24 protein-coding genes are annotated in these 25,132 nt (G+C 66.8%); 10 read left to right on the plus strand and 14 right to left on the minus strand.

Annotated elements, in window-relative coordinates:
- Positions 1 to 525 precede the first annotated feature (525 nt).
- The 3 genes from ACFXKN_RS10365 to ACFXKN_RS10375 all read left to right on the plus strand — a co-directional run bounded on the left by ACFXKN_RS10365 (position 526) and on the right by ACFXKN_RS10375 (position 2,758).
- On the plus strand, positions 526 to 741 hold the full coding sequence (locus tag ACFXKN_RS10365) for a hypothetical protein (protein WP_378953548.1): 216 nt from the start codon (positions 526 to 528) through the stop codon (positions 739 to 741).
- Complete coding sequence (locus ACFXKN_RS10370; protein WP_378953546.1) at positions 738 to 2,012, plus strand: hypothetical protein; 1,275 nt, start codon at positions 738 to 740, stop codon at positions 2,010 to 2,012. The genes ACFXKN_RS10365 and ACFXKN_RS10370 overlap by 4 nt, the downstream gene beginning before the upstream one ends.
- Before the next feature lie 104 nt (positions 2,013 to 2,116).
- The gene (locus tag ACFXKN_RS10375; protein ID WP_378953544.1) at positions 2,117 to 2,758 is read left to right on the plus strand and encodes a hypothetical protein; all 642 of its coding nucleotides are present in this window, start codon (positions 2,117 to 2,119) and stop codon (positions 2,756 to 2,758) included.
- A 15-nt stretch (positions 2,759 to 2,773) separates the two neighbouring features.
- Here ACFXKN_RS10375 and ACFXKN_RS10380 read toward each other — a convergent pair whose 3' ends face one another.
- From ACFXKN_RS10380 to ACFXKN_RS10390, 3 genes are all read right to left on the minus strand, one after another.
- A complete protein-coding gene (locus tag ACFXKN_RS10380; RefSeq protein WP_378953542.1) occupies positions 2,774 to 3,187 on the minus strand; it encodes a PIN domain-containing protein in 414 nt (137 codons plus the stop codon).
- Complete coding sequence (locus ACFXKN_RS10385) at positions 3,184 to 3,405, minus strand: type II toxin-antitoxin system VapB family antitoxin (RefSeq protein WP_378953540.1); 222 nt, start codon at positions 3,403 to 3,405, stop codon at positions 3,184 to 3,186. The genes ACFXKN_RS10380 and ACFXKN_RS10385 overlap by 4 nt, the downstream gene beginning before the upstream one ends.
- Before the next feature lie 99 nt (positions 3,406 to 3,504).
- On the minus strand, positions 3,505 to 4,473 hold the full coding sequence (locus tag ACFXKN_RS10390) for a helix-turn-helix transcriptional regulator (RefSeq protein WP_378953538.1): 969 nt from the start codon (positions 4,471 to 4,473) through the stop codon (positions 3,505 to 3,507).
- 89 nt (positions 4,474 to 4,562) lie between these two features.
- Here ACFXKN_RS10390 and ACFXKN_RS10395 point away from each other — a divergent pair, with 89 nt between their 5' ends.
- On the plus strand, positions 4,563 to 5,090 hold the full coding sequence (locus ACFXKN_RS10395) for a DinB family protein (RefSeq protein ID WP_378953536.1): 528 nt from the start codon (positions 4,563 to 4,565) through the stop codon (positions 5,088 to 5,090).
- On the opposite strand, the gene ACFXKN_RS10400 is transcribed toward ACFXKN_RS10395, so the two are convergent.
- Positions 5,050 to 7,533 carry a tetratricopeptide repeat protein gene (locus ACFXKN_RS10400; protein ID WP_378953534.1) on the minus strand — a complete coding sequence of 828 codons (2,484 nt, stop codon included), beginning with the start codon at positions 7,531 to 7,533 and terminating at the stop codon, positions 5,050 to 5,052. The genes ACFXKN_RS10395 and ACFXKN_RS10400 overlap by 41 nt on opposite strands.
- 176 nt (positions 7,534 to 7,709) lie before the next feature.
- Here ACFXKN_RS10400 and ACFXKN_RS10405 point away from each other — a divergent pair, with 176 nt between their 5' ends.
- Entirely contained in the window at positions 7,710 to 8,165 is a 456-nt protein-coding gene (locus ACFXKN_RS10405; RefSeq protein WP_378953532.1) for a carboxymuconolactone decarboxylase family protein, read from the plus strand.
- Between the two features lie 32 nt (positions 8,166 to 8,197).
- Positions 8,198 to 8,653, plus strand: a complete 456-nt coding sequence (locus ACFXKN_RS10410; protein ID WP_378953530.1) for a nitroreductase family deazaflavin-dependent oxidoreductase — start codon at positions 8,198 to 8,200, stop codon at positions 8,651 to 8,653.
- 130 nt (positions 8,654 to 8,783) lie between these two features.
- On the opposite strand, the gene ACFXKN_RS10415 is transcribed toward ACFXKN_RS10410, so the two are convergent.
- The 3 genes from ACFXKN_RS10415 to ACFXKN_RS10425 all read right to left on the minus strand — a co-directional run bounded on the left by ACFXKN_RS10415 (position 8,784) and on the right by ACFXKN_RS10425 (position 11,931).
- Positions 8,784 to 10,172, minus strand: coding sequence for a VWA domain-containing protein (locus ACFXKN_RS10415; RefSeq protein WP_378953528.1), 1,389 nt, complete (start codon positions 10,170 to 10,172; stop codon positions 8,784 to 8,786).
- 106 nt (positions 10,173 to 10,278) lie between these two features.
- Positions 10,279 to 11,166 (minus strand): AAA family ATPase, encoded by an 888-nt coding sequence (locus ACFXKN_RS10420; RefSeq protein ID WP_378953526.1) that lies wholly within the window; start codon positions 11,164 to 11,166, stop codon positions 10,279 to 10,281.
- Between the two features lie 48 nt (positions 11,167 to 11,214).
- Complete coding sequence (locus ACFXKN_RS10425; RefSeq protein ID WP_378953524.1) at positions 11,215 to 11,931, minus strand: TetR/AcrR family transcriptional regulator; 717 nt, start codon at positions 11,929 to 11,931, stop codon at positions 11,215 to 11,217.
- Between the two features lie 110 nt (positions 11,932 to 12,041).
- Between ACFXKN_RS10425 and ACFXKN_RS10430 the strand changes: the two genes are divergently transcribed.
- Positions 12,042 to 12,704, plus strand: coding sequence for a hypothetical protein (locus ACFXKN_RS10430; protein ID WP_378953522.1), 663 nt, complete (start codon positions 12,042 to 12,044; stop codon positions 12,702 to 12,704).
- Here ACFXKN_RS10430 and ACFXKN_RS10435 read toward each other — a convergent pair.
- The 6 genes from ACFXKN_RS10435 to ACFXKN_RS10460 all read right to left on the minus strand — a co-directional run bounded on the left by ACFXKN_RS10435 (position 12,674) and on the right by ACFXKN_RS10460 (position 19,442).
- Complete coding sequence (locus ACFXKN_RS10435; RefSeq protein ID WP_378953520.1) at positions 12,674 to 14,032, minus strand: DUF2252 domain-containing protein; 1,359 nt, start codon at positions 14,030 to 14,032, stop codon at positions 12,674 to 12,676. The two genes, ACFXKN_RS10430 and ACFXKN_RS10435, sit on opposite strands and share 31 nt — an antisense overlap.
- A gap of 138 nt (positions 14,033 to 14,170) precedes the next feature.
- Positions 14,171 to 15,274, minus strand: a complete 1,104-nt coding sequence (locus tag ACFXKN_RS10440) for a DUF4185 domain-containing protein (protein ID WP_378953518.1) — start codon at positions 15,272 to 15,274, stop codon at positions 14,171 to 14,173.
- Positions 15,275 to 15,667: 393 nt separating this feature from the next.
- Positions 15,668 to 15,865, minus strand: coding sequence for a hypothetical protein (locus tag ACFXKN_RS10445; protein ID WP_378953516.1), 198 nt, complete (start codon positions 15,863 to 15,865; stop codon positions 15,668 to 15,670).
- A gap of 72 nt (positions 15,866 to 15,937) precedes the next feature.
- Entirely contained in the window at positions 15,938 to 16,939 is a 1,002-nt protein-coding gene (ilvC, locus tag ACFXKN_RS10450) for a ketol-acid reductoisomerase (RefSeq protein WP_378953560.1), read from the minus strand.
- 74 nt (positions 16,940 to 17,013) lie between these two features.
- On the minus strand, positions 17,014 to 17,517 hold the full coding sequence (gene ilvN / locus ACFXKN_RS10455) for an acetolactate synthase small subunit (protein WP_019048314.1): 504 nt from the start codon (positions 17,515 to 17,517) through the stop codon (positions 17,014 to 17,016).
- Entirely contained in the window at positions 17,514 to 19,442 is a 1,929-nt protein-coding gene (locus ACFXKN_RS10460; protein WP_378953513.1) for an acetolactate synthase large subunit, read from the minus strand. The genes ilvN and ACFXKN_RS10460 overlap by 4 nt, the downstream gene beginning before the upstream one ends.
- A 317-nt stretch (positions 19,443 to 19,759) precedes the next feature.
- Between ACFXKN_RS10460 and ACFXKN_RS10465 the strand changes: the two genes are divergently transcribed.
- Positions 19,760 to 20,539 (plus strand): PH domain-containing protein, encoded by a 780-nt coding sequence (locus ACFXKN_RS10465; RefSeq protein WP_378953511.1) that lies wholly within the window; start codon positions 19,760 to 19,762, stop codon positions 20,537 to 20,539.
- 317 nt (positions 20,540 to 20,856) lie between these two features.
- Positions 20,857 to 22,698: a dihydroxy-acid dehydratase gene (gene ilvD / locus ACFXKN_RS10470; protein ID WP_378953509.1), complete on the plus strand. Its 1,842-nt coding sequence runs from the start codon at positions 20,857 to 20,859 to the stop codon at positions 22,696 to 22,698.
- 185 nt (positions 22,699 to 22,883) lie between these two features.
- On the opposite strand, the gene ACFXKN_RS10475 is transcribed toward ilvD, so the two are convergent.
- Positions 22,884 to 23,741 (minus strand): DoxX family protein, encoded by an 858-nt coding sequence (locus tag ACFXKN_RS10475; protein WP_378953507.1) that lies wholly within the window; start codon positions 23,739 to 23,741, stop codon positions 22,884 to 22,886.
- A 252-nt stretch (positions 23,742 to 23,993) separates the two neighbouring features.
- On the opposite strand from ACFXKN_RS10475, the gene ACFXKN_RS10480 reads away from it, so the two are divergent.
- A complete protein-coding gene (locus tag ACFXKN_RS10480; RefSeq protein ID WP_378953505.1) occupies positions 23,994 to 25,115 on the plus strand; it encodes a PQQ-dependent sugar dehydrogenase in 1,122 nt (373 codons plus the stop codon).
- The last annotated feature ends 17 nt before the right edge of the window (positions 25,116 to 25,132 follow it).

The following is a 25,132-nucleotide window of genomic DNA, read 5'->3' on the forward strand; positions in this document are numbered from 1 at the left end:
CGCCATCAGCGCGTAGCCTCTTTGGAGGCCTTTGCCGGCCAGGGGGCCCAGAAGCGTCTGACCGCTGCTCAAACTAACCGTTACCGATTAAGTAGAGGGGCCGCTGCAACCATTCCGATGACACAGAGTCGGCCGGTAAAGGCGGACTCGGACGGCTCCACCGTGGTTGGTGGCGTGGATACCAGGACTTCCCTGGGTGTTCCTGACTCTGTGCAGAATCCCAGTCCCGGCCCTTGCCGAGTAATGCCCGGCGGGCGTGCATCACCAAACGACCGTAGCGACGACCGACCGGCGGACCTCGCGTCAAGGGTGCATCCGTACCTTGCGGTACCGGGGTGCCCCTGCACTCCCCGCTCTCCCACTCCCAGCGGGATTGCACTCGTGCGTCACCGATAATGGTACGTCTGTTCACATGTACCTTGGCTGCGGTTTTCGTTGTCATGCACAGTGATTCGGCAAAGTTCTGGCGCGTAGCAGCCGAAAGGGGGACCCTCGGAGTAGAGGATCGCGTTACCCAGGAGCCGCATGACTGTCAGAAGTGACCGTGAAGGTGGCTTGCCGGATACTTTGCCTGCGCTGGAGCAGTTGCCGGCTGATGAGGCTCGGGATCTGTTCGAGTTGATGAGGGCCGCGAGTACGTTCGAGGCGGCCGCGTTGGACAAGTCCATCGATTCGATGGTCTCTGCGTTGCCTCGGCCGTTGCGCCGGGTGACGAAGAAGATCATGTTCGGCGGCAGATGACCGACCTGACTACTCGGGCGCAGTTGATTCTGCTGGCTCGCACGTTGCATGTTCATCCGCAGCGGTTGGATCACCTGCGGTATCTGGGGGCCGATCGGTTGCATGCGCTGAATCAGCAGATTTCGGGGGTGTTGTTCGATCAGCACGCGGAGACGTTTCGGCGGATCAGTGCGTTGGTGCCGTTCATTCCGTTGGGGATCTCGATTCCGTTGGTGCAGAAGCTGGTTCCGCCGATGATGACGGGGCGGGCGGCGGGGTCGGTGGGGTTGGATCATCCGGGTAAGGCTGCCGAGACGTTGACGATGCTCGATGCGGGGTATGCGGCGGATTGTGCGCCCTATCTGGATCCGCGGGCCATCGAGCAGTTGGCCGATCAGATGGCGCCGGGGCCGATCGTCGAGATCATCAACGAGTTGCTGCGGCGGCGGGACTACGTGACAGCTGGTCCGTTCTTGGCTTGTGCCACAACGGAAGTGATCGCCGCTGTCGAGGCGGGGGTGCGCGATGATGCCGGGTTGATCTTCTCGGCGGCATTCTCCTATGACGTCGAGGTGCTCAGCGCGGTTGTTCGCCAACTGCTCGATGGGCCGCATCGGCGGGTTCCGCGGATGACACAGACGGTATTGACGGGTTCTGCTGACCTGCAACATGCTGCGCTGTCGGTGTTTTCGCGATGCGCGCCCGATGTCATTAGGCGGGTTGGCGACATTCTGTTCGGGAGTGCGCGGCCCGGTGATGTCGCGCGGCTGGTGCGCAATGCGCTCGCGCTCGGCGCGGTGCCCGAATTCCTCACGCTGGCTGGATATCTCACGCCGTTGGGACTGTGGACGTTGGTCGGCAATCCGGTGTTCAGTGATCCGGATATCGGGGTCGATCTGGTCGCACCGATGGATGGACGCGAGGATGCGGCGAGTTGGCGTGGGCTGTTCACGTTGATGTCGCGGATGGACGACAATGTCAGGAGCGCTGTGGGGTACGCCCTGGCGTTGCTCTCGGAGTCGACTGTGGCGGAGCTACCCGCGCTGGCGACCGAAACTGGTTGCTGGCCTGCGCTACTCGATCTTGTCGCGGTTTCCGGGGAGCGGGGGCAGACCCGGTTCGGGGCGATCTGGGCACAATTGGGGCCGGAGCGGCGGGCCTATCTGCATCGGTGCATCACCGAGCTCAGGTACGACACTCGGTTGGCTGAGATCACGGCGTTGGTCGAGCCGGTGGAGGTCGATCTGCTGTTCTATCAGCGGAGGCAGAAGGGGCGCTACCGCAACGGGTGACGCGACATCCGCGTGCGAATGCGACAGACTGAGCACATCGACGGTCGATTTCCAGGAGGACTCGCATGTATCCCGCTCAACGTCCTGCCACCGGAGGAACGGCGGTGACCGCGGCGATACTGGCGTTGCTCGGTGGGCTCGCGGCTCTCGGCGGGCTCGTCATGTACGTGGTGAACACTCTGCGCTTCGACGCGCACTGGCTCGCGTGGGGGCTCGTACCGGGATGGGCGTCGATCGTGACGGTGGTGTTGTTGGTGATCGACCTGGTCGCCTCGATCATGCTGCTCGTCGGGGCCACCCTCATCTTCCGCAAGCACAAGGCGGGGCCCACGCTCGTGATTCTGGGCTGCCTCGGGGTGATCGGCGCCTTTGTGCTGGGAGCTTTATCCACGGTCATTCAGATGATGGACTACGGAGTGCCGCTGAGTCGGCATCTGGATGCGCTGATGGGGAATTCCAGCATCAATTTGATCCTCGGTGCCGACGTCGACATCCCCTGGGCGATTTCACTGCTCGTGATGGTGTTTCCGGTAGCTACTTTCCTGCTGGCGGTGCTGCCCTCGACCCGACGCTGGTGCAGAGGGTCTGATGATCGGCGCCCGACCGGTTGGGCCCCCGGTGCGCCAGGGATGCAGCCCTTCCCGATGCATCAACCCGGCATGCCTCCTGCCAGCGGTTACGGTGCACCGCAGGGCCATTGGCAGCAGCCGAGCCAGGGACCGCAGGGCGGGTACCGCCCCCGATAGCCCAGGACCAGCCGCTCAGTCGGGAAGATCAGTGACGTCGTGCTCAGAGAGATCAGAAGCGTGCTTCGCGACAGTTCGGAAGTCGGCGTCATGGTGGAGGACGACAAGTCCATGGTGCGCGGCAGTCGCCGCGATCATCAGGTCGACCGCCGAGGCGCTGCGATGCTCGCCTTGTTCTGCCATTTGTCGTTGTACCGAGTCGATCCAGCGGCCCGCGGTTCTGGGCACCGCACGATCCGGGTACAAGTCGTTGAACATTTCCGCGATCTCGTCGTACTCCGCGGAATTACGTGCGCTGTAAAGAAACTCGGCACGTTGCGGATAGCATGAGGCGATGGCGCTAGCCTCGATTGTGTCGTACCAAGCATCTCGCAGCACCGGATCGGCGATCAGCCGAACGAGTGCCGACGTGTCCAACAGATAGATCACAGAGCATTCTTCTCGGCTTGGTGCCGGCGCTCCGCATCCTCCACTGCACCCCACTTCGCTGCCCGCGCGAAATGCTTCGCGATTCGTGCGGCACGCTCTTGTTTCTCCGCATAGAAACGGAGTGCGAGGTTGACCGCTTCTTTCTTGGTCTTGGCGTGCGAGGTCGCCAGCACTCGCTCGAGAGCGTCGTCATCCAGGTCGATCTGGGTTACGGTCATCCCGCACCTCCATGTTGGTAATGTTGATGCAATCATACACTACCAACATTGGGCACCATCGAACTCGCGTTCGCTCGTTGCAGCCGGTCGAGGGATCGACTACCCACCCAGAGCGGTTGTGTGCATGAAGCGGCTCCCCCACTCTCGCAGTTGCACAATCAGCTCCGGTGGACCGACGACTCGGAAGTCTGCTTCTACCCTGCCCAGCAACAGGATTGACCAGTCGAGGCTGTCGACAGTCATTTCTATGTGGGTGCGGTTGTCAGGCAGGGCGGTGATGGTGCACCAGCGGCCTATTCGGGCGTGGATGTCGGTGGCGGGGGCCGCTATTTCGGCGGTCACGGTGTAGCCGGACCGGCGGGCGCCGATGGCGTTTCGGACGAAGGTGGCGGCGTCGGGGGCGGGGAGGGTGCGTGGGCGGAAGCGGGTGCCGGTGGTTGTGGAGGCGGTGAGGCGGTCTACGCGGAAGGTGCGCCAGTCGTGGCGGGTGAGGTCGTAGGCCACGAGGTACCAGCGGCGGCCCTGGGAGACCAGGCGGTGGGGTTCTACCTCTCGGATGCTGGTTCTGTCGTCCGCGGCGGTGTAGGTGAAGGTGAGGCGTTCTTCGCGGCGGCAGGTGAGGGCCAGGTCGGTGAGGACGGCGGGGTCCACGTCGGAGAGAGGGACGGCGGTCCAGGCGGTGGATTCGGTCATGGCGCGGAGGGCATCGACGCGGCGGCGTAGGCGGGCGGGCAGGACGGTGACCAATTTGCCGAGTGCGCGGATGGACGGTTCGGCCAAGCCGTCGCCCGCGCCCTGGGATCCTGCTTGCAGGCAGACTGTGATGGCTACGGCTTCGTCGTCGTCGAGGACCAGGGGTGGCAGGGCGGCACCCGCGGCCAGCTGGTAGCCGCCGTCGACGCCGGGCCGGGCGTCGACGGGGTAGCCGAGCTCGCGAAGCCGGTCTATGTCGCGGCGCAGGGTGCGGGCCGAAACACGCAGTCGCTCGGCGAGTTCCGTGCCGGGCCAATAGCGGTGGGTCTGCAACAGCGACAGGAGTCGGAGGGTTCGTGCGCTCGTATCGGCCATAGTTCGATTATCTCGCAATTGCGGCCAGAAACTGACCGCAATGTGTCCTACCTTAGGTTTTACACACCGACAAGCGAAGGAATCAACACATGACCACCAGCACCCAGATCGACGCCGAGCGCAGCGACCTCCTCGAGATGCTCGCCCAGCACCGGCACTTCCTGCGCTTCACCGTCCGCGACCTCACCGACGAACAGTCGGGTCTGCGCACGACCGCCAGCGAGCTGTGCTTGGGCGGACTGATCAAGCATGTGACCGCGGTGGAAGCGAATTGGGCGGGCTTCATCGTCGACGGGCCCGCGAAAGCCCCCGACTTCTCCTCCATGACCGAGGAACAGATGGCGCAGTGGAGCGACGCGTTCCGGATGCTGCCCGGCGAAACGCTCGCGGGTGTCCTGGCCGAATACGAGCAGGTGGCCGCACGGACCGACGAGCTCGTGCGCACCCTGCCCGATCTGAACGCGAGTCAGCCCCTGCCTGCGGCGCCGTGGTTCGAGCCCGGCGGACGCTGGACCGCGCGCCGCACTCTGCTGCAGATCATGACCGAGACCGCCCAGCACGCCGGGCACGCCGACATCATTCGGGAATCGCTGGACGGGGCGAAGTCGATGGGGTGATCTCGGCGAAGAGAGACTCGGCTGCTGCGCGGTGTTCGATGGCGGCAGCCGGGTCCGTTGCGTCGAGGACGCCGGCGATGCCCTGGTGGGCTGTTGTCTCTTCGAACCGGTGGCCCAGTCTCGGTGCGAGGGTGAGGGTCTGGCGGTAGAGGTCGATGGCCTCGTCGGGAAGTCCTGCGAGGCGGCAGGTTTCGGCATAGCTGTTGAGGAAATGGATCTTCCAGTGGTCTTCGAAGACGGCGTCCAAGAGGGCGAAGGCTTCTCGGTGGCTGGCGAGAGCTTCTTCGTAGCGACCCATATCGCGCAAGGCGACACCCCGGCAGTTCAGGCACCAGGCTTCGTTGTGCTTGTGGCCGTCCTCGCGGGCGAGGATGAGGGCGCGGCTCAGATGGTCGAGGGCTGCTTCGGGTTCGTCGGCCGCGATCGCCACGCCGAGGGTGATCTGGGCCTGTAGCGACGGGGTGTGGATAGCGAGGGCGTCGCGGGCCAGTTGGGCGGCTTCCTCGCGGCGGCCCAACTGGAGCATGGCCCAGGCTTCGCCGGCGATGGCGTCGGCGGCACTCGTCGGGCAACCGCCGGCGGTGTAGAGGTCGCGGGCTTGACGGAACAGTTCGAGTGGTTCTTCGATACTGCCTTCGTCCCAACGTAATTGGGCGCAGCGCATCGTCAGTTCGGCTCGGGGCAGCGGGTCACCCGCTGCGGCGACCAGTGGTGCTGCTGCCGCATAGGCGGCGGCCGCTTCGGTCATCCGCCCTGCGTTGTAGCGGGCGAAGCCGAGGTCGCTGTGAGCTTCGGCGAGTTGGCGTGGATCGCCGAGATTCTGTGCGGCGGTGAGGGATTGCTCGAAGAGCGCGTTGAGATGTGTGGTGCCACAGCGGCGGGCGAAGAAGGCGCGCATGAAACGCGGCAGTTCGCAGACGTGGGTGTCGGCGCCTGCTTCGACGGCGGCGTAGAACACGGCCATCAGGTTGGTGTACTCGGAGACGAACCAGAAGAACGCGGGGTCGCGGCCGGGGAAGTGCGGTAGTTCCGCAGGCGGCGGGCCGGCGGAGACGGGGCGGGTCGGCGACAGGAACGGCATGGCGGTATCGGCGGCGGCCGCGGTGTGGACGTAGTAGTCGAGGATGCGGTGCAGGGCGCGTTCGCGGTCGGCGGGGGTGTCGTGTTCGAAGGTGGCGTGGCGGGCGTGCTGGCGGACCAGGTCGTGGAGGCGGTAGCGGCCGTCGGCGGGTTGCTGGACGAGGTGCGCGTCGAGGAGGTCTTCGAGCATGGTCCGGGCGCTGCGCAGCGAGACGTCGGCCACGGCGGCGGCGACGTAATCGGTGAAGGTGGAGCCGGGGATCAGGCCGAGTAGGCGGAACAGGCGGCGCTGATCGCGGTTGAGCTGACGCACCGACATGCCGAAGGCGGTGTCGAATTCGCTGGTGCCCTCGGCCATTCGCTCCACGAGGATGCCGACCGACCAGCCCGGGCGATGCCGCAGCCGAGCCGCCGCGAGGCGCAACGCCAAGGGCAGGTTGCCGCACAGACGGAGCACTTCGGCGGTCTGCTCCGGTTCCTTGGCGAGCCGGCCGACGCGCGCGTCGCCACTGGCCCGCACCAGCAGTTCGGCGCTCTCCTCGGGTGTGAGGACGTCGAGGGTCACCGGCGGGACCTCATCGAGTTCGAGCAACCGGTTGCGGCTGGTAATGATGGCGACCGACTCGCCCGCGCCCGGCAACAGGTGGCTGACCTGCGCGGCATCGGCGACATTGTCGAGCACGACGACAGCGCGCAACCGGGCCAGCTCCGAACGCCAGCAGGCCGCCCGCAGTTCGACTCCCCCGTCCTGCGGCACCTTGTCCGAGGGGACCTGCAACGCGGCCAGCAGCGCGCGAATCGCGGCATCGGGGTCGAGCGGCTGACGTCCGTCGGTGAAGCCGTGGAGGTCGAGATACAGCTGGGCGTCAGGGTATTCGGCGGTGAGCTGATGCGCGGCGTGCACCGCCAGGGAGGTTTTCCCGACACCCGCCATGCCGTCGATAGCGACCACGCGATCGGCACGGACGGCCGCGATCACGTCGGCCAGTGCCTGTTCGCGGCCGGTGAAGTCGGGCACGTCGCGGGGCAGATCGTTGCGTGGCGGCGGTGGGGCGTCGGCCGGCGGGCTCGGCGGGGCAGGCTGACGGCTGGTTTTCGGCGGGGCGGGCAGGGGGTTGTTGGCGCGCTCCCAGAGGGGGCGCAGCGGGCGCGGGTCGCGTTTGACCAGGCGGCACAGCTCGAGGACCGCCGGCCACGGCGGGACCGTCTGGCCGCTGAGGTAGCGCGAGAGCGACGACGAGCTCAGGCCGGTGTCGCGGGCCAGGGCGCGCACGCCGCGGCCGGACAGCTCCTGGATCAGGCGCAGGCGCGAAGCGAGCTCGTCCTGCGGATACGCCCGTGTCGTCTGCTGTTGCACAACCACCGTTTTCCACTCCCGTTGTCCCGGCCTGGACCAGAAATATTCCGACCGACAAGCCGGTGGTCAGGGCCGTTTTCAGCTGTCCCACAGTGTCCCACAGCAATTCTGTTCCAGCGCCGCACGGGCTGTTATTGAGACACACCGCAAGCAGCGGAGAAGCACCGAACAAGGAGAACGACATGCAGTCTCGGATGAAGAACCCGGCCATGGTCCTCACCGACGCGATGGGCCCGATCCAGCAGGTGCTCAAGGCAGTGGAGACCGGCGGCGTGGACAGCGAGATCCTGGAGCTGGTGCACCTGCGGGTCAGCCAGATCAACGGCTGCGCCGCCTGCGTTTACGGTGGCACCACCACCGCACGCAAAGCAGGCGTCAGCGAAGATCGCCTCGCCACTGTGGTCGCCTGGCGCGAGACCCCGTTCTTCTCCGAGGAGGAGCGCGCCGCCCTCGAACTCGCCGAAGCCGCCACCCGAATGGCCGACCGTCCCGACGCGGTCACCGACGAGATCTGGGACAGCGCCGCCAGCTACTTCGACGAGAAGCAGCTCGCCTCGATCGTGCTGATGATCGGCGTCACCAACATGTTCAACCGGCTCAATGCCACCACCCGTCAGATCGCGGGCGCCTGGGGCTGAGGCCCCCTCCCCCTGTGAAAGGAACTGTGACCATGTCTACGAATCATCAAGCGAGCAAGAGCAATTCGCACGGTGGGTTCTCCCGCTGGATGCAGCACCGGATGAACAACCGGATGAACCGCAAGATCCGCGGCGGTAACGGCACCTTCATGGGGATGGACGTGCTGATCCTGCACACAGTCGGCCGCCGCAGCGGGCAGCCGCGCGACACCCCGATCACCTGGTTCCCCGGCGAGGACGAATCATGGCTGCTCGTCGCCTCCGGCGGCAAGGACGGACACCCCGACTGGTTCCTCAACCTGATGGCCAACACCGATCAGGCGACCGTCCAGCTACCCGGCGGCGACGCCGTCGCGGTGACACCGCAGGTGCTCGATGGCGCCGAGCGGGCCGCCGCCTGGGAACAGATCGCCGCCGCCCAGCCGCGCTACGACAAGTACCAGACCAAGGCCGGTCGTGAGTACGCCGTCGTGCGGCTCACCGCCTGAGATCGCATGCCGGTTACGCAACGGAAGCCGAGCGGCCTGCTGAGCAGTCGTAAATGCTCAGCAGGCACGGGCGACCGAGCGTCGGATGAGAACAGTTCGGCCGCTGCGAGAGCGGAGGCGAACCGCAGGGTCAGGCGGGCAGGAGGCGCCCGATCACCTCGGCGAGCTGGGCGACATTGCGGCATTCGTGCATGGTGACGATGTCGGTGTAGGCCTCGGCGGCCGAATCACCGGTCGACCAGGAGCGCGACGGCTCCGGGTTGAGCCAGTAGACCGCCTTCGCACGCTCGGTGATCGACTGCAGGGCAGCGAGATTCGGGTCGGTGCGGTTGGTGCGGGCGTCGCCGAGGATCAGGACGCAGGTGCGGGGGCCGACGGCGTCGAGGTAGTGGTCGACGAAACCCTGGAGCACCTCGCCGTAATTGCTCGATCCGAACCGGGCGACGCCACCTTCGCGCACGATGTCGCGCGCGAAGCCCGGCGGTGGGGGCTCGCCGGGGGTGAAATACTGCGTGATCTCGGCGCAGGTGTCGACGAAACCGAAGCTGCGGACCTTGCTGAACTGGTCCTGCAGGGCCTGCACCAATTGCAGGGTGAACTCGGCGAAACCACTCACCGAGCCCGAAACATCCGCCAGGACAACAAGGTCGGGGCGGCCGCGCTTGCGGGCACGCAGCACCGGATCGACGGGGACGCCACCGGTGGCCATGGAACGACGCAGGGTGCGGCGCAGATCGATCTGGCCGCGCACCGCCTTCTTGCGGCGCACCGCCAGTCGGGTGGCAAGCTTGCGGGCCAGCGGGTGCACGAGGCGGCGCATCTCGGCGAGATCCTGCTCGCGGGCGCCGAGGAAATCCGTTCGGTCCGCGGCATTTTCGACGCCGCGGCGGGCGATGTAGTCGGTGCCGCGCAGTTCGGCCGAGCGCAGGCGCGCCTCGGTTTGCACCTCGGTGCGGAACTGGTCGACGCGGCGGCGGGCCTCGATGGTGCGCACCGCCGTGTCGAACTGTCCTGTGCCGCCCATGGTTTGGGCGAGCTGCTCGGAGATCTCGTCCGGGCGTAGCGATTTCATGGTCAGGTAGGACGACCAGCCGGCGCCGGAAGCTTGGGTGACCCGGCCCGCGCTCTCGCCCGCACCGCCGTAGGCGCCGAAGGTGTTGAGTGCTTCGCGAGCCAGTTCGGCGGTGTCTTCACCCTGGACGAGGGTGGCGATCAGACGCTCGCGCAGGTCATCGGCGTTCTCGCTCGGGCGCGCTGACGGCAGCGAGACGCCGAGGAAGTACAGGTCGAAGAGTTGGTCGAAGACCCTGCGCTGGCCGTTGCGGCGGAGCAGGCAGGCGGCCAGGCCGGAGCGGAGGATGCGGGGGTCGGTGGTTCCCAGGGCTACGACTGCGGCTGCCGCATCGATGGTTTCGCTGGGACCCGCGTGAATGTTGTGCTCGCGCAGCAGGGTGACGAAATCGACGAGCCGAGCGCTCGTCGGGACGAAGCGGGAATCCGTTGGCGCGGTCGGTGTCATCGCCGTCGACCGATCGATGACACCGCCGGTGCCCGGCCGCCGAGGTGATCGACGTGGGCCGCGATCGCAGCACAGCGGCTTCCGTCGAGGCGGCTGAGCTGCGGGCTCATCGCATCACACTGCCGTCCGGCTGGTCGTCGAGACCGAGCCGGTCGATGGCCACGCGATGGTCGGACTGGTATTTCAGCAGGACACCGAGTGTCGAGCGGACCACACCGCCGGTCAGCGTCCGGGTGCCCAGCGCAACCAAAGTCCGTGCCCAGTCGACTGTTTCGGCAATCGAGGGCGCCTTGCGCAACGACAACTGACGCAACGCGCTCACCGTCGCCACAACCCGCTCGGCCAGTGCCGCGTCGAGCTCAGGTACTTTGAGCGCGACGATCGCCTTCTCCAACTCCGCTGTCGGATAGTCGATATGGAGATAGAGGCAGCGCCGCTTCAGCGCTTCGGACAGGTCGCGGTGGGCGTTGGAGGTGAGGATAACGAAGGGCTTGCGGATCGCGGTGACCGTGCCGAGTTCGGGGATGCTCACCTGGAAGTCACCGAGGACTTCGAGCAGCAGGCCCTCGAGTTCCACGTCCGCCTTGTCGAGTTCGTCGATGAGCAGGACTGTGGGGTCGGGGTTGCGGATCGCCGCCAGCAGCGGGCGCGCGAGCAGGAATTCCTCGGTGAAGACGTGGTCGCGGGTGCTGTCCCAGTCCTCGCCGGAGGTGGCGGTGATGCGCAGCAGCTGTTTGGCGTGGTTCCACTCGTAGAGGGCACGGGCCTCGTCGACGCCCTCGTAGCACTGTAGGCGGATGAGCTCGGCACTCACCGCGGCGGCGACGGCCTTGGCGAGCTCGGTCTTGCCGACGCCCGCCGGGCCTTCGATCAGCAGTGGTTTGCCCAGACGATCGGCGAGGAAGACCGCGGTCGCGATGTCGAGGGACGGCAGGTAACCGGCAGCCGTCAGCCGGTCGGTCACCTGGTTCACCGAGGAAAAGAACTTACTCATCGGTAACCAGTATATCCAGCGTCGCCGGGGCCCCGGTGAGGGCCGTCGCTACGACGCCGCCTGTTCGATGGCGGCGGCGACTCCCCCCAGGATGAGGTCGAGACCGAAGGTGAAATCGCCGTCCGCCGATTCTTCGTCCGGGGGGACATCGGCGAAGGCCTCGGCGGCGAACAGCGCGGCGACCTCGGGGAATTCGGACAGGTCGAGGGTCGATACCTCGCGCTGGTACGCGTCGAGAGATTGGGCCTCGCTGCGCTGTTCGGTGCCGCGCTGCTCGGCCATGTGCCGGTCGGTGACGAAGGACTGCCGCACATAGCCGCCGACCACGGTGATCGCACCGATCTTGGCGCCCCAGTCCAGGCCCGTATCGCGCAGGGCGGCGAGGCCGGCGTTCATCCAGGCGAGGGCGTTCAGGCCGCGCGGAGGGCCGGAGATGGGGATCTGGGTCAGCCAGGGATGGCGAGCGAACACGGCGCGCTGACCGGTCGCCCACTCGCGCAGGGCGGGGCGCCAGGCGGGACCGATGACCGGCGGCGGGCCGAAGGCGGTGTCGGCCATCAGGTCGGTGAGGCCGTCTTTCGAGCCGATGTGGCGGTAGAGCGACATCGGCGTGACATCCAGTGCGGCAGCGACTTTCGTCAGCGACGCGGCGCGCAGACCTTCACGATCGGCAAGCGTGATCGCTGTCGCGACGATGCGATCCGCGTCCAGTTCGGCCGGGCGGCCGACGCGCGGTCGTGGCGAACCAGGCTGCTTGCTGGTCACTGTCTCCTCCTTCGTTCGGGGGTTCCCTCAACTTAACATATGGCTTATAGTTTAAGATCTATACTAATTCTGATCGAGCGGAAGCGCTCGGAGTCAAGGGTCGAATAGCTATGGGTATCAACACAATTCAGCGCATCACGGGAGCTGCCGCATTCGCCGGTGCCGGGTGCACGCTGATCGAACTGCCGCTGTATTTCGTCTACGCGGGGGCGCCGCCGGATGCGAACGTGCTCACTCGATGCCTGCTCGGACTGGTCGGGGTCACCTTGTTCATCGTGTTCATGAGCGGGCTCGCTTCTGTGGTGAGGCAGCGTGACCCGGAACGCGAATGGTTCGGTTCGCTGGCCGCCAGGGCCGGAACAGCTTGGCTCACGGTCGTTGTGGTCTCGACCGGACTCGAGGTCGGTGCCGTGATCGCCGCACCGGAGCCGATCGATCCCACCATCACCGTCACCGGCACCTACATCCTGTACGGGACCATCTCGCGACTGCTGGAGGGACTGTTCCTCGTGGCATTCGCCATCGCGGCCACACGGCTACTGCCCCGCTGGTGCATCGTGAGCAGCTGGGCACTCGCGGCGGTGAACTTCGCGTTCGTGCCGTCGCTGTTCTTCGGGAACACGCCGGCCAACTTTTACGCGGCCAACGGGTGGGGCAGCACGGCGACCGTCGGCGGGCTCACCATGCTGTGGTTGTTCGCGATCGGGATCACGCTGTACCGGTCGGCTCCGATCGAGGCCGATCAGTACGGGTTGTCGGCCACTTCCACCTGACCGTCCTCGATCGCGGCCAGCAGCAGTCGATAGTCGGCCATGGTCTGGTCCGAATACGACATCGCGAAATCGCGCATTCCCTTGTCGAACTTGTCACTGCCGCCGATATAGGTGTTGATGGCGATGGGGTCGCCCGAGCGGCAGTGGGCGCGGGCCAGCACACCACCGCACAGCCCGCCGTAGTTGGAGAGCTGGCGGTGGGTCATGTCCTCGATGTCGGCCGAGCCCTTCATGTCGCGGAACTGGCGCCAGTAGTAGTCCACGCCCTTCGGACCGGTTGCCCAGCCGAGGAAAATGTCACTGGCCGCCTGCATCAGCCGCTGACCTGCGACGACGCGATGTCCCTGCTGCTGGTATCGGCTCGGCTTCTGATACGGCGCCAGCACCGAGGTATCGGCCTCCTTCATCTGCAGGAACAGCGGAGCACCCGACTCCTTGTCCATCATCAGCGCGATGAAGCACCGGGTGCCCACGCTGCCGACCCCGACGACCTTCACGGCGGTGTCGACCAGGGTGTAGCGGTTGAGCAGTACGCGCATCTGATCGGGCAGGCTGCGCCGGTACTCGGCGAGCACGGATTTGACGGTCGTCTCGTCGGGCATGGTGATGGGCACCAGCAGCGGTGGCTGATTCTTGATCCGTGGAATGCCGTCGGCATCGGGTTCGGTGAGCTTTTCCAGTGCCTGCAGGCTGGTGCGCTTCCTGGCCGAGGCGACCGTCTTCTCCGCCTTCTTGCGGAACTTCTTCTTCGGGATCTGCGCGATGACCTTGTCGGCGTCCACGCGGTCGTACCAGATGTCGAGGCTGTCCTGCTGCGTCATCTCCTCGATGCCCTCGCGGTAGCCACGGGCGGTCGCCTCTGCCGCCGATGCCGCGTCCTCATCGGAACAGCCATTGGCGAGCGCGGCGACCGCGACACTGGCGACCAGGCGCTTGACGTCCCACTCGAACGGGCCGGGCAGTGTCTCGTCGAAATCGTTGACGTCGAAAACGAGGTTGCGTTCCGGCGTGCCGAAAAGCCCGAAATTCGCCAGGTGCGCGTCGCCGCAGAGTTGCGCGATCAGCCCGGTGCCGGGGCTACTGCCCAGGTCATAGGCCATCACCGCCGCGGCACCACGCAGGAAGGCGAACGGCGACTCCGCCATCCGCGCCATCCGGATCGGCACCAGACTCTGCACCCGCTTCGCGTTCTGTTTCAGCAGAATCGCCACCGGGTCCTCCCGGCCCGGCTCCGCCTTCCACTCCCCCAGCGCGGACCGCGAAACCCGCTGCCGCGCCGCTTTACCGACCTCAGCCGCCTGCCGCTCGAAATCCTCAACCGTCGTCATCGAGCAAGTCTGGCGCTACCAGGCCACCCGGGCAAGAACCAGCAGGTAACCATGAGGTGACAGCGCGCGTCACCGATCGGCAAAAACGGATGACTCATCGAGCAAGTCTCCCGCTATCAACCGCGGACAGTAAGGGCGCTACGGACCAAGCCGCCTGCGCCACTCGTCGACTCGGCGGACGAGCTCCTGCCACCAGGTCCGACGCGGGTCCGGTGTCGGCGCAGGCTCGGGTGCCGGCTGGGGCTCTGGGGCCGGCGCCGGAGTCGGTTCGGGGTCGGGTGCCGGGACCAGCACCTTCCGGCGAATCCCGGTGCAGGTGAATTGGGTTGCCCGATAGGGATTCCCGTTCTCCGCCCACTCGGAGACGATGAGGGTGAACTTGCCGTCCTCTAGCCTGCTGTAGGGGTGGATGTAGCCGCCGTACAGGCGCGGGACCGTGTCGACACCGCGCGGCATCCCGGTCATCGGCCGGTGGGTGTGGGTGGTGATCCAGTTGGTGTTGTCGATGCGGTCGCCGACCTTGACGAAGATCGAGTAGTCCCCCGCGTCGAATCCGGAGATCACGGCCCTGTTCTCGACATAGCGCAGGCAGATCTCGCCGAATCGCCAACCGGGCAGGATCGGCGTGGGCTCACGGTTCCAGGCCCAGTTGTGGCCGTCCCAGCCCCAGCCCTGCCAGGCGTGTGGATCGGACAGGCCGTCGACCGTCGCGCGCCACAGCAGCATGTCCTTGTTCCTGGCCAGGCCGCCGGTGGAGATGATGTGCACCCAGTCGCTGTGCGGGTCCTTGGCCCAGGAGATCATGACCCGCTTACCGGCGAAGGCGTCGCACCAGAACTTCGATCCGCTGCGCGCCCAGGTGATGCCGCTGTCGTCGGATGTCCATACCTCGCACCACTTCTCGTTGCCCAGGCCCTGGGTGTACATGACCCACAGGTAGATCCGGCCGTCGATGGTCATCGCGTCGCACGGCAGGACGGTGGAGTATTCGGCGTTGTCGTGCTGGTAGTCCCACAGCTGGCGACCGTCGGTGCTCGGCGAGGTGGCCATGACGATCGGCTCGGCGGGGTCGCGCGCAGACGTGCGAGTGATGATGGGGGAACGCCAGTTCCCGATGCCGCCCATCGGTGGCCCGTACGGGCCGTCGCCGGAGAACGAGTCGCCCCAGATGAAGCCGACGTCGCCGTTGGGCAGCTCGAACGGAATCGCGAGATCACCGCCACCGAGGTCAGCCGAGGGCACCGGGTTCAGATCCGTGACGCGGATGACGCACCCCCCGCGGTCAGCTCGAGCCAAAATCGTTGGGCTGGTGTCGCTTCCGTCACCGATCCAGGCTACCCGGAGAACGGCACGATGCCCGTTCGAGCCATAGGCCGCGACGTATCACCGAATTCTATTGCCCGAGACAAGCATGTCGAGGCTGTCTTCCAGGTGACGTTCGCGATGAAAACCTCGATCGGTGATGAGTCGCACTGCGGTGCGTGCCACTGTGAGGTCGTGCTCGGTCGCCGCCGCCAGAAGCTCGTGTAGATCCTGGGGACGTGTGTCGTCATCACGCGAAAGAAGTTTGAGGGCGATGAGGTGCCCTGTTGTCGATATCGGCTCGTGAGCGCCGCAGCGCCGATTCGAGTGCGTTCACGCGAATCGCGCGGGCGGGCTGACTACTTCACCGGCTCCGGATCGTGACAGTAACCACGACGCGACCTTGTCGGCGATCTCGGCCGAGGACGCGTTCGGGTACATCCGACGCATCCGGGTGCGGTACATCTCCACACCGAATTCCGACATCTCTAGTGCGAGCCGAAGCCGCTGCGCTGGGGTTCCTTCCGTCACTCTCTCAGATTACGTCAGAACGCCGAAAGGCCCGCTCGCACGTGGCGAACGGGCCATTCAGGGATCAGAAACTTACGCGGTTTCGGTGATCGGGCGGTCGACCCAGCTCATCAGGCCGCGCAGCTTGGCGCCGGTGACCTCGATGGGGTGCTCGGCGTTCTCCTTGCGCAGACCCTCGAGCTCCTTGTTGCCGCCTTCGACGTTGGCGACGAGGCGCTTGACGAAGGTGCCGTCCTGGATGTCGGTCAGGATCGCCTTCATGCGCTCCTTGGTGCCGGCGTCGATGACGCGGGGGCCCGACAGGTAACCACCGAACTCGGCGGTGTCGGAGACCGAGTAGTTCATGCGGGCGATGCCGCCTTCGTACATCAGGTCGACGATCAGCTTGAGCTCGTGCAGGACCTCGAAGTAGGCCATCTCGGGGGCGTAGCCCGCCTCGACCATGACCTCGAAGCCGATCTTGACCAGTTCCTCGGTGCCACCGCAGAGCACGGCCTGCTCACCGAAGAGGTCGGTCTCGGTCTCTTCCTTGAAGGTGGTCTTGATGACGCCGGCGCGGGTGCCGCCGATGCCCTTGGCGTAGGACAGCGCCAGCGCCTGGCCGTTGCCGGTCGGGTCCTGGTCCACGGCGATCAGGGCCGGAACGCCCTTGCCGTCGACGAACTGACGACGCACCAGGTGGCCGGGGCCCTTCGGGGCGACCATGGCGACGGTCACGCCGGCCGGAGCCTTCACCAGACCGAAGTGGATGTTGAGGCCGTGGCCGAAGAACAGCGCGTCGCCGTCCTTCAGGTTGGGCTCGATGTCGTTGGTGAAGATCGACGCCTGTGCGGTGTCGGGGGCGAGCACCATGATCACGTCGGCCCACGCGGAGACCTCGGCGGGGGTGCCGACGGTCAGACCGGCCTCTTCGGCCTTCGGGCGAGACTTCGAGCCCTCGGCCAGGCCGACGCGGACGTCGACACCGGAGTCGCGCAGGCTCAGCGAGTGCGCGTGGCCCTGGCTGCCGTAACCGATCACGGCGACCTTGCGGCCCTGGATGATCGACAGGTCAGCGTCGTCGTCGTAGAACATCTCGACTGCCACTTTGGTTGGTCCCTTCTCGAATGCGGTTAGGAAAAGTTATCGCGGAGGTTGCTGAGGGAGGTTCAGCGGGTCGCGGTGATCGACTTGGGGCCGCGGCCGACGGCCACGACACCGGACTGCACGATCTCGCGGATGCCATAGGGCTCGACCATGCGCAGCAGCGCGTCGAGCTTGGAACGGGTGCCGGTCGCTTCGATGGTCAGCGCGTCGGGCGAGACGTCGATCACCTTGGCGCGGAACAACTGCACGGCCTCGATCACCTGCGTGCGCACCGACGCGTCGGCCCGCACCTTCACCAGGATCAGCTCGCGGGCCACCGAGGCGTCGGCGTCCTGCTCCACGATCTTGATGACGTTGATCAGCTTGTTGAGCTGCTTGGTGACCTGCTCGAGCGGCAGATCGTCGACGGTCACGACGATCGTCATGCGCGAGATCTCGGGGATCTCGGTGCCACCGACGGCGAGGGATTCGATATTGAAGCCACGGCGCGAGAACAGGCTCGCGACTCGCGCCAGCACGCCGGGCTTGTCCTCGACGAGAACGCTCAGCGTATGGGTCGTGCTCATTCGTCGGTGCCCTTCTCGAATGCGGCCTGCTCGCGTTCCATCGCCTCGTGGATGATCGCCGGTTCGGAAACCGACTCGTCCTCGTCGAAGAGCGGACGGATGCCGCGGGCGAACATGATCTCGTCGTTGCTGGTACCGGAGGCGACCATCGGCCACACCTGGGCGTCCTTGCCGACGATGAAGTCGATCACGACCGGGCGATCGGTGATCGCCTGGGCCTGCCGGATCGCGTCCTCGACCTCGGACTCCTTCTCCACCCGGATACCGACGCAACCCAGCGCCTCGGCCAGCTTCACGAAGTCGGGGATGCGCAGGGAATGCGTGCCGAGATCGGTGTTGGAGTAACGCTGTTCGTAGAACAGGGTCTGCCACTGGCGGACCATGCCCAGGTTGCCGTTGTTGATCAGGGCGACCTTGATCGGCACACCTTCAATGGCGCAGGTCGCGAGCTCCTGATTCGTCATCTGGAAGCAGCCGTCACCGTCGACCGCCCAGACTTCCTTCTCCGGCGCGCCCATCTTGGCGCCCATGGCAGCGGGAACCGCGTAACCCATGGTGCCGAGGCCGCCCGAGTTGAGCCAGGTGCGCGGGTTCTCGTACTTGATGAACTGCGCGGCCCACATCTGGTGCTGGCCGACGCCCGCGCAGTAGACGGCCTCGGGGCCCGCGAGGCGGCCGAGGGTCTCGATGACGTACTCCGGCGAGACCGAGCCGTCGCTGGGGGTCTTCCAGCCCAGCGGGTAATTGTCGCGGATGCCACTGAGGTAGGCCCACCATTCGGTGAGATTCAGCAGCGGCGTGGCACCGGACTGCGGGTCGGCCTTGAGGGTCTCGATCAGCTCGACGATCACCTCACGCGCGTCGCCCACGATCGGGACGTCGGCGTGGCGGTTCTTGCCGATCTCGGCGGGGTCGATGTCGGCGTGGATCACCTTCGCGTCGGGCGCGAAGGAGTCCAGCTGACCGGTGACGCGGTCGTCGAACCGGGCGCCGAGGGTGATCAGCAGGTCCGAGCGCTGCAGCGCGGCGACAGCGCCGACGGTGCCGTGCATGCCGGGCATGCCCATGTTCAGGGTGTGGCTGTCCGGGAACGCGCCACGCGCCATCAGGGTGGTGACCACCGGGATGCCGGTGAGTTCGGCCAGCTCGAGCAGTTCGGCCGAGGCGTCGGACTTGATCACACCGCCACCGACGTAGAGCACCGGCTGCTTGGACTCCATGATCATCCTGGCGGCCTCGCGCACCTGCTTGCCGTGCGGCTTGGTGACCGGACGGTAGCCGGGCAGACGCATCTCCGGCGGCCACGAGAACGTGGTCTGGGCCTGCAGGGCGTCCTTGGTGATGTCGACCAGGACGGCACCGGGGCGACCCGAGGCGGCGAGGTAGAACGCCTCGGCCAGGGTGCGCGGGATCTCGGCGGCGTCCTTGACCAGGAAGTTGTGCTTGGTGATCGGCATGGTGATGCCGGAGATGTCGGCTTCCTGGAACGCGTCGGTGCCGACCAGGCTCGACGGCACCTGACCGGTGATCGCCACGATCGGAACCGAGTCCATCTGCGCGTCCGCCAGCGGGGTCACCAGGTTGGTGGCGCCGGGGCCGGATGTGGCCATACACACACCGACCTTGCCCGAGGCCTGCGCGTAACCGGTCGCCGCGTGACCGGCGCCCTGCTCGTGGCGCACCAGGACGTGGCGGACCTTCTCGGAATCGAACAGCGGGTCGTAGACAGGAAGGACCGCGCCGCCGGGAATGCCGAATACCGTGTCGACGTCGAGCTCTTCGAGGGACCGAACCACCGATTGGGCGCCGGTCACGCGCTCGGGCGCGACCTGGCGGCGGGTGGGGTTGGTCGCCGGGCTACCAGGGGTAGCTGAAGGCGCTGACCTGCGGGCCGATGGCCCGGGTCGTGCGGTTGGTGCACTCACCGTCTTCGTTCCTCACTGTCTCGTTCTGACTCGGACTGACCCGGCAGGGCCACTGGCATTCGCCCGAACACAAAAAAGCCCCCGCCCAGCACGTGGCTGTTCGAGGGTGGCGCGTCGCAAACGCGAGCTGACGTATTGACTCAGATAGTCAGGCTCGACGCTGGACGCGCCGGGCGAAGTACGAGCTCGTTTCGAATCACGCATACGACGTTAGGCGCGCGTAGTGCGTCGAGTCAAACAGGCTTCCCGCTCCGGTCCCATTCTGTGGGACTCGAGTGGTTGCGTGGGTCCGTGTACCAAGATGCGAGGATAGGAGGGTGTCATCACCGCATCAGTCCGTGCCACCGGCTAAATCGTCCCACACCACCGACGAGGGAACCGATACGGGTCGCCCGTCGCGACCCGGCGGCCTGCGGTCGGCCAGTCCGGGAAGGCTCGCGGCGATCGGGGCGGTGGTACTGGCCTACCTGATCTTCGTCGTCGTCGGGACCGTGCAGGACTGGTCGCTGGGGGTGAGGATCGGGTTGATCGTGCCCACGGCGGCGATCGTCTGGCTGCTGGTGCCGCGCAAGACGAACACCCCGACTCCCGGTGTGCACGTGATCGGCGTTCCCCGGTTGGCCTATATCGGCGTGCTGGTGCTGGCGCTGTGCATGTTCTTCCCGTTCGTCGGATGGCCCGCCCTGCTGTGGCCGCTGCTGCTGGCCCCGGTGATCGCGGTGTGGTGGGTGGTGCGCACGCACACGACCGTGTCCGAGTCCGGGCTGGATCTGAGCTCGATGACCGGGAAGAAGCACCTCGACTGGGCCCAGATCGAAGGGATCAGTATTCCCAAGCGCGGCTCTGTGCGGGCTCGGCTCACCGATGATTCCGAGGTGAAGCTGCCTGCCGTCGGTTACGACCGGTTGCGTGAGCTGATCGAAGCGTCCGGCGGGCGCCTGCCCGATGTGTTCGCTTCCGCGGAGGCCGCCGAGGCCGAGCGCCTTGCTGCTGAGCGCGCCGCGGCGAAGGCTGAGGCCGACGCGAACGCCGAGTCCGACACGAACGCTGAGTCCCACGCAGCCGACGCGAAGCCGGAGTCCGGCACCGAGCAGTAACCACGCGGGGAGCCCGCGGTGATCGTCGGCTCCGTCACGGTGGGAATCAGCACGTCGGCGTGCGCCGTTGTAGCGGTAAGCTGACGGCGACCGGGCACCCCGCGCCGACGGCACCACCGCGGCGACACCTCACGGAGCGACACTCCCGCCTCGAGCCCCGGTCCATCACTGGCGCACGTACCACCGGCGCGACGCGACCATCGCCCGCCGGAGTAACGTTGCGGCTTGCCGGACGCACCGCGTACTCGCACGTGGCGCGCAGGTCAGCCCCCTGCTCGCACGCTTGCCACGCACCCAGCGACTCTTCGAGGACTTCAATGCCACCGCTTCGTTCACGCACCACCACCATCGGCCGCAATGCCGCGGGCGCACGCTCGCTCTGGCGCGCGACCGGCATGACTGATTCCGACTTCGGCAAGCCGATCATCGCGATCGCGAACTCGTACACGCAGTTCGTTCCGGGTCACGTGCACCTCAAGAACATGGGCGAGATCGTCGCCGAGGCCGTGGCCGCCGCCGGCGGCATCGCGCGCGAGTTCCACACCATCGCCGTCGACGACGGCATCGCCATGGGGCACGGCGGCATGCTCTACTCGCTGCCCTCGCGCGAGATCATCGCCGACTCCGTGGAGTACATGGCCAACGCCCACACCGCCGACGCGCTGGTGTGTATCTCCAACTGCGACAAGATCACTCCCGGCATGCTCAACGCCGCGATGCGCCTCAACATCCCCGCCGTGTTCGTCTCCGGCGGGCCGATGGAGGCCGGTAAGGCCGTGATCGTCGACGGCGTCGCGCAGGCGCCGCTCGACCTGGTGAGCGCGATCTCCGCGAGCGCGAGCCCGGCCGTGTCCGACGAGGGCCTCGACGAGGTCGAGCGCTCCGCGTGCCCGACCTGTGGTTCGTGTTCGGGCATGTTCACCGCGAACTCGATGAACTGCCTGACCGAGGCGCTCGGCCTCGCGCTGCCCGGCAACGGTTCCACCCTGGCCACCCACTCCGCTCGGCGTGCGCTGTTCGAGCGGGCAGGCACCGTCATCGTCGATATCGCCAAGCGCTGGTACTCCGACGACGACGCCTCGGTGCTGCCGCGAAACGTGGCCAACGCCAAGGCTTTCCGTAACGCGATGGCCCTCGACGTCGCCATGGGCGGCTCGACCAACACCGTGCTGCACATCGTCGCCGCCGCGCAGGAGGGCGAGATCGACTTCGACCTGCAGACCATCGACGACATCAGCCGCAAAGTGCCGTGCCTGTCGAAGGTGGCGCCGAACTCGGATTACCACATGGAAGACGTGCACCGCGCCGGTGGCATCCCCGCCATCCTCGGTGAACTGCGTCGCGGTGGCCTGCTCGATACCGACGTGACCACCGTGCACACCGCCGACTACGAGGAATTCCTCGACACCTGGGATATCCGCTCGGGCAAGGCATCCGACGAGGCGCTGGAACTGTTCCACGCCGCCCCTGGCGGCGTGCGCACGGTCGAACCGTTCTCCACCAGCAACCGCTGGTCCTCGCTCGACACCGATGCCGCCGGTGGCTGCATCCGCGACGTCGAGCACGCCTACACCGTCGAGGGCGGGCTGTGTGTGCTGCGCGGCAATATCGCTCCCGACGGCGCGATCCTCAAGACCGCGGGCATCGACGAAGACCTGTTCACCTTCGAAGGCCCGGCCGTGGTGGTCGAGTCGCAGGAGGACGCGGTGACGATGATCCTCGGCAAGAAGATCCAGCCCGGTGACGTGGTCGTCATCCGCTACGAAGGCCCGGCAGGCGGTCCCGGCATGCAGGAGATGCTGCACCCGACCTCGTTCCTCAAGGGCCTCGGTCTCGGCAAGGTGTGTGCGCTGATCACCGACGGCCGCTTCTCCGGTGGTACCTCGGGGCTTTCGATCGGCCACATCTCCCCCGAGGCCGCCTCGGGCGGTGCCATCGGCCTGATCGAGAACGGCGACCGCATCCGCATCGATGTGCACACCCGCGCGCTGGAAGTGCTCGTCTCCGACGAGGTCATGGCCGACCGCCGCGCGAAGATGGAAGCATCCGAGCGCCCCTGGCAGCCGCTGAACCGCGAGCGCACGGTCACCACCGCCCTGCGTGCCTACGCGGCGCTCGCCACCTCGGCCGACAAGGGCGCCGTCCGGCGCGTGCCGTAAGAACTACCGAAAGATGAACGGCGTCCCTCGAATTCGAGCGACGCCGTTCGTATCGGTACCGCTAGGCCCGCCTCCCCGCGAATTCTGGCCAGACGCGAGAGCGTGGTCGGCTAGCAAGGCGACCGACGGCCTGATCGCCGGTAGCGTCAGTCGGTTCCCGATGAGTTACCCATGTTCGTGCGTGATCAGTTCTTGCTGTCGAATGGACCAACGCCCTGGAACGGGTTGCCGCCGTGCAGGAACCAGAAGGTGAGGATGGCGGCGGCGATGGCCAGTAGGACCACTACGAAGGAGCCGTAGGAGGGGCGGGTGGCCCAGCCTCTGGTGCGGTCGAGGGACCAGCGGCCGGGGCCGGTGAGGATGATCGCCAGGGCGGAACCGACCAGGACGGAGTCGAGTTCGACGCCGGTGGGGGTGCTCGCGTTGTACTGGAAGCCGGGGACCATGCCCTGCTTCCACATCCACGCGTTCAGGATCGTGGCCAGGATGGCGCCCGCGGCGAGCGGGGTAGCCAGGCCGATCACCAGGAGGATGCCGCCGCCGAGTTCGCCCGCGATCACCAGGGCGGTCGACAGCGACGGGTAGTCCCAGCCGCCGCTTTCCATCATGGTCTTGGTGCCGTCGAGGCCGGGGCCGTGGAACCAGCCGGTCAGCTTTTGCAGGCCGTGGTAGATGAAGGTGTAGCCGACCACCAGGCGCAGCACGAACAGGCCCAGGTCGAGGGTGCCGCGGCGGGCCTCACGGTTGCGGCGCTGCAGGCGGACGGTGCCGGCCGAGGCGGCGGACGCGGGCGGAATCGTCGCGTATCCGTAATCGTCGTCGCCGCCACGATCGGTTCGGTTCGCACTCGCGCCGGGAACCTCGTCACCGGGGTCGAGACCGAGGTCCTCGTCGGTGCGTGGGATGTCCTTCGGATCCGGCTTACGCATCTGCGTCGTCGGCGAATCGAACGGGCTGGTCACCGGACGACCAGCCGCCGACGCGCCCTGCCCGGCCTGCGCCGAACCATCGGCCTGCGGATTGTCATTCGACTTGTCGGTCACCGACTCACCTTATGACGCGCTGTCGCGGCGCGCCGCTCTTCTCCGCAACGGGCGTGTCAGGCCCGCTCGACTGCCAGGCGCGTCTGACAACGCATTCCCGACGCAATGGGGCGCGTCAGGCCCGCAGGCGTGTCGGCAACGACTCACAGATGAGTTCGGACGCTTCCGGCAGCGGTGCCGGTAACGACTGACAGATGTATTCGGACGCAACGGGCGCGTCAGGCCCACGGCGGTGCCGGTAACGTCTGACATATGAGTTCGGGAATCGCGGGCCGCGTGGCAGTCGGGGTGGCACTCAGCACCGTTTTGCTAGCCGGGTGCGCCCGTTTCGACGAGTCGGCCTCGAGTCCGTTCACCACCGAACCGCAGCTGGGTGGGTCCGGCGCGGAGCCGAAGAAGCCGCAGGACGAGCCGTCGCAGGCGCCGCGGCCGACCGGGCCGTGTATCGACCCTGATCCCAATGTCATCGCCACCTGCATGGAGTCGGGCGCCGGGCTGATCGCGGTGGGCGAGGGTGCCTTCGTCGCGGAGCGAAAGACCGGGCGTATCCTGCAGGTGAAGGCGGTCGACCCGAGCACACCGCAGGAGACGCCGGTGGAGATCGCCAGCGTGCCCGTCGACGGGTCGGCCGACGGCGGCATCTCCGATATCGTGCTCTCCCCCACGTTCGGTGAAGACGGGCTGATGTACGCCTACATCACCACCGGCAGTGACAATCGGGTCGTCCGGCTGTCCAAGGGCGGGGCGGCCAAGCCCATCCTCACCGGAATTCCCAAGGGCGCCAGCGGAAATCGCGGCGCCCTGGAATGGTCGACGCCGACGCAACTGATGGTCCTCACCGGTGACGCCGGAAACCCCGGCGCGGCAGCCGATCCCGGCTCGCTCGGCGGCAAACTGCTCCGCTTGGAATCGCCGTCGGCGGGCGCGAACACCCCGCAGGTGGTGGCGTCGGGAATCGGCTCGGCCGGTGACATCTGCCGCGACGGCAAGGAAGGCATGTGGGTCACCGACCGCACTGCCGCCGAGGACCGCCTCCAACACCTGAGCCCTGACGGCACGCTCAGCGTCGCCTGGACCTGGCCCGACCATCCCGGCGTCGGCGGCTGCACGGCCACCGGCGACGGCGTCGGCATCGCACTGAGCGAGGGCAAGGCGCTGGCCGCCGTCACCGCCGACCCCACCACCTTCGCCGTCACCACCGCCCCCACCCTGATCGCCCAGGACAAGTACGGCAAGCTCCTCGGCGCCACCGCCAGCGCCGACGGCAGCATCTGGGTCACGACCACCAACAAAACCGACGGCGAGCCGGGCGAATTCGACGACCGCGTCGTCCGCATCCCGCCCCCGCAGGGTGGAGCAGGCGGCCCGGACTAAAAGGCAGCCGTCCGCGC

The organism is Nocardia sp. NPDC059195 (genome assembly GCF_042754695.1).
Taxonomy (GTDB): domain Bacteria; phylum Actinomycetota; class Actinomycetes; order Mycobacteriales; family Mycobacteriaceae; genus Nocardia.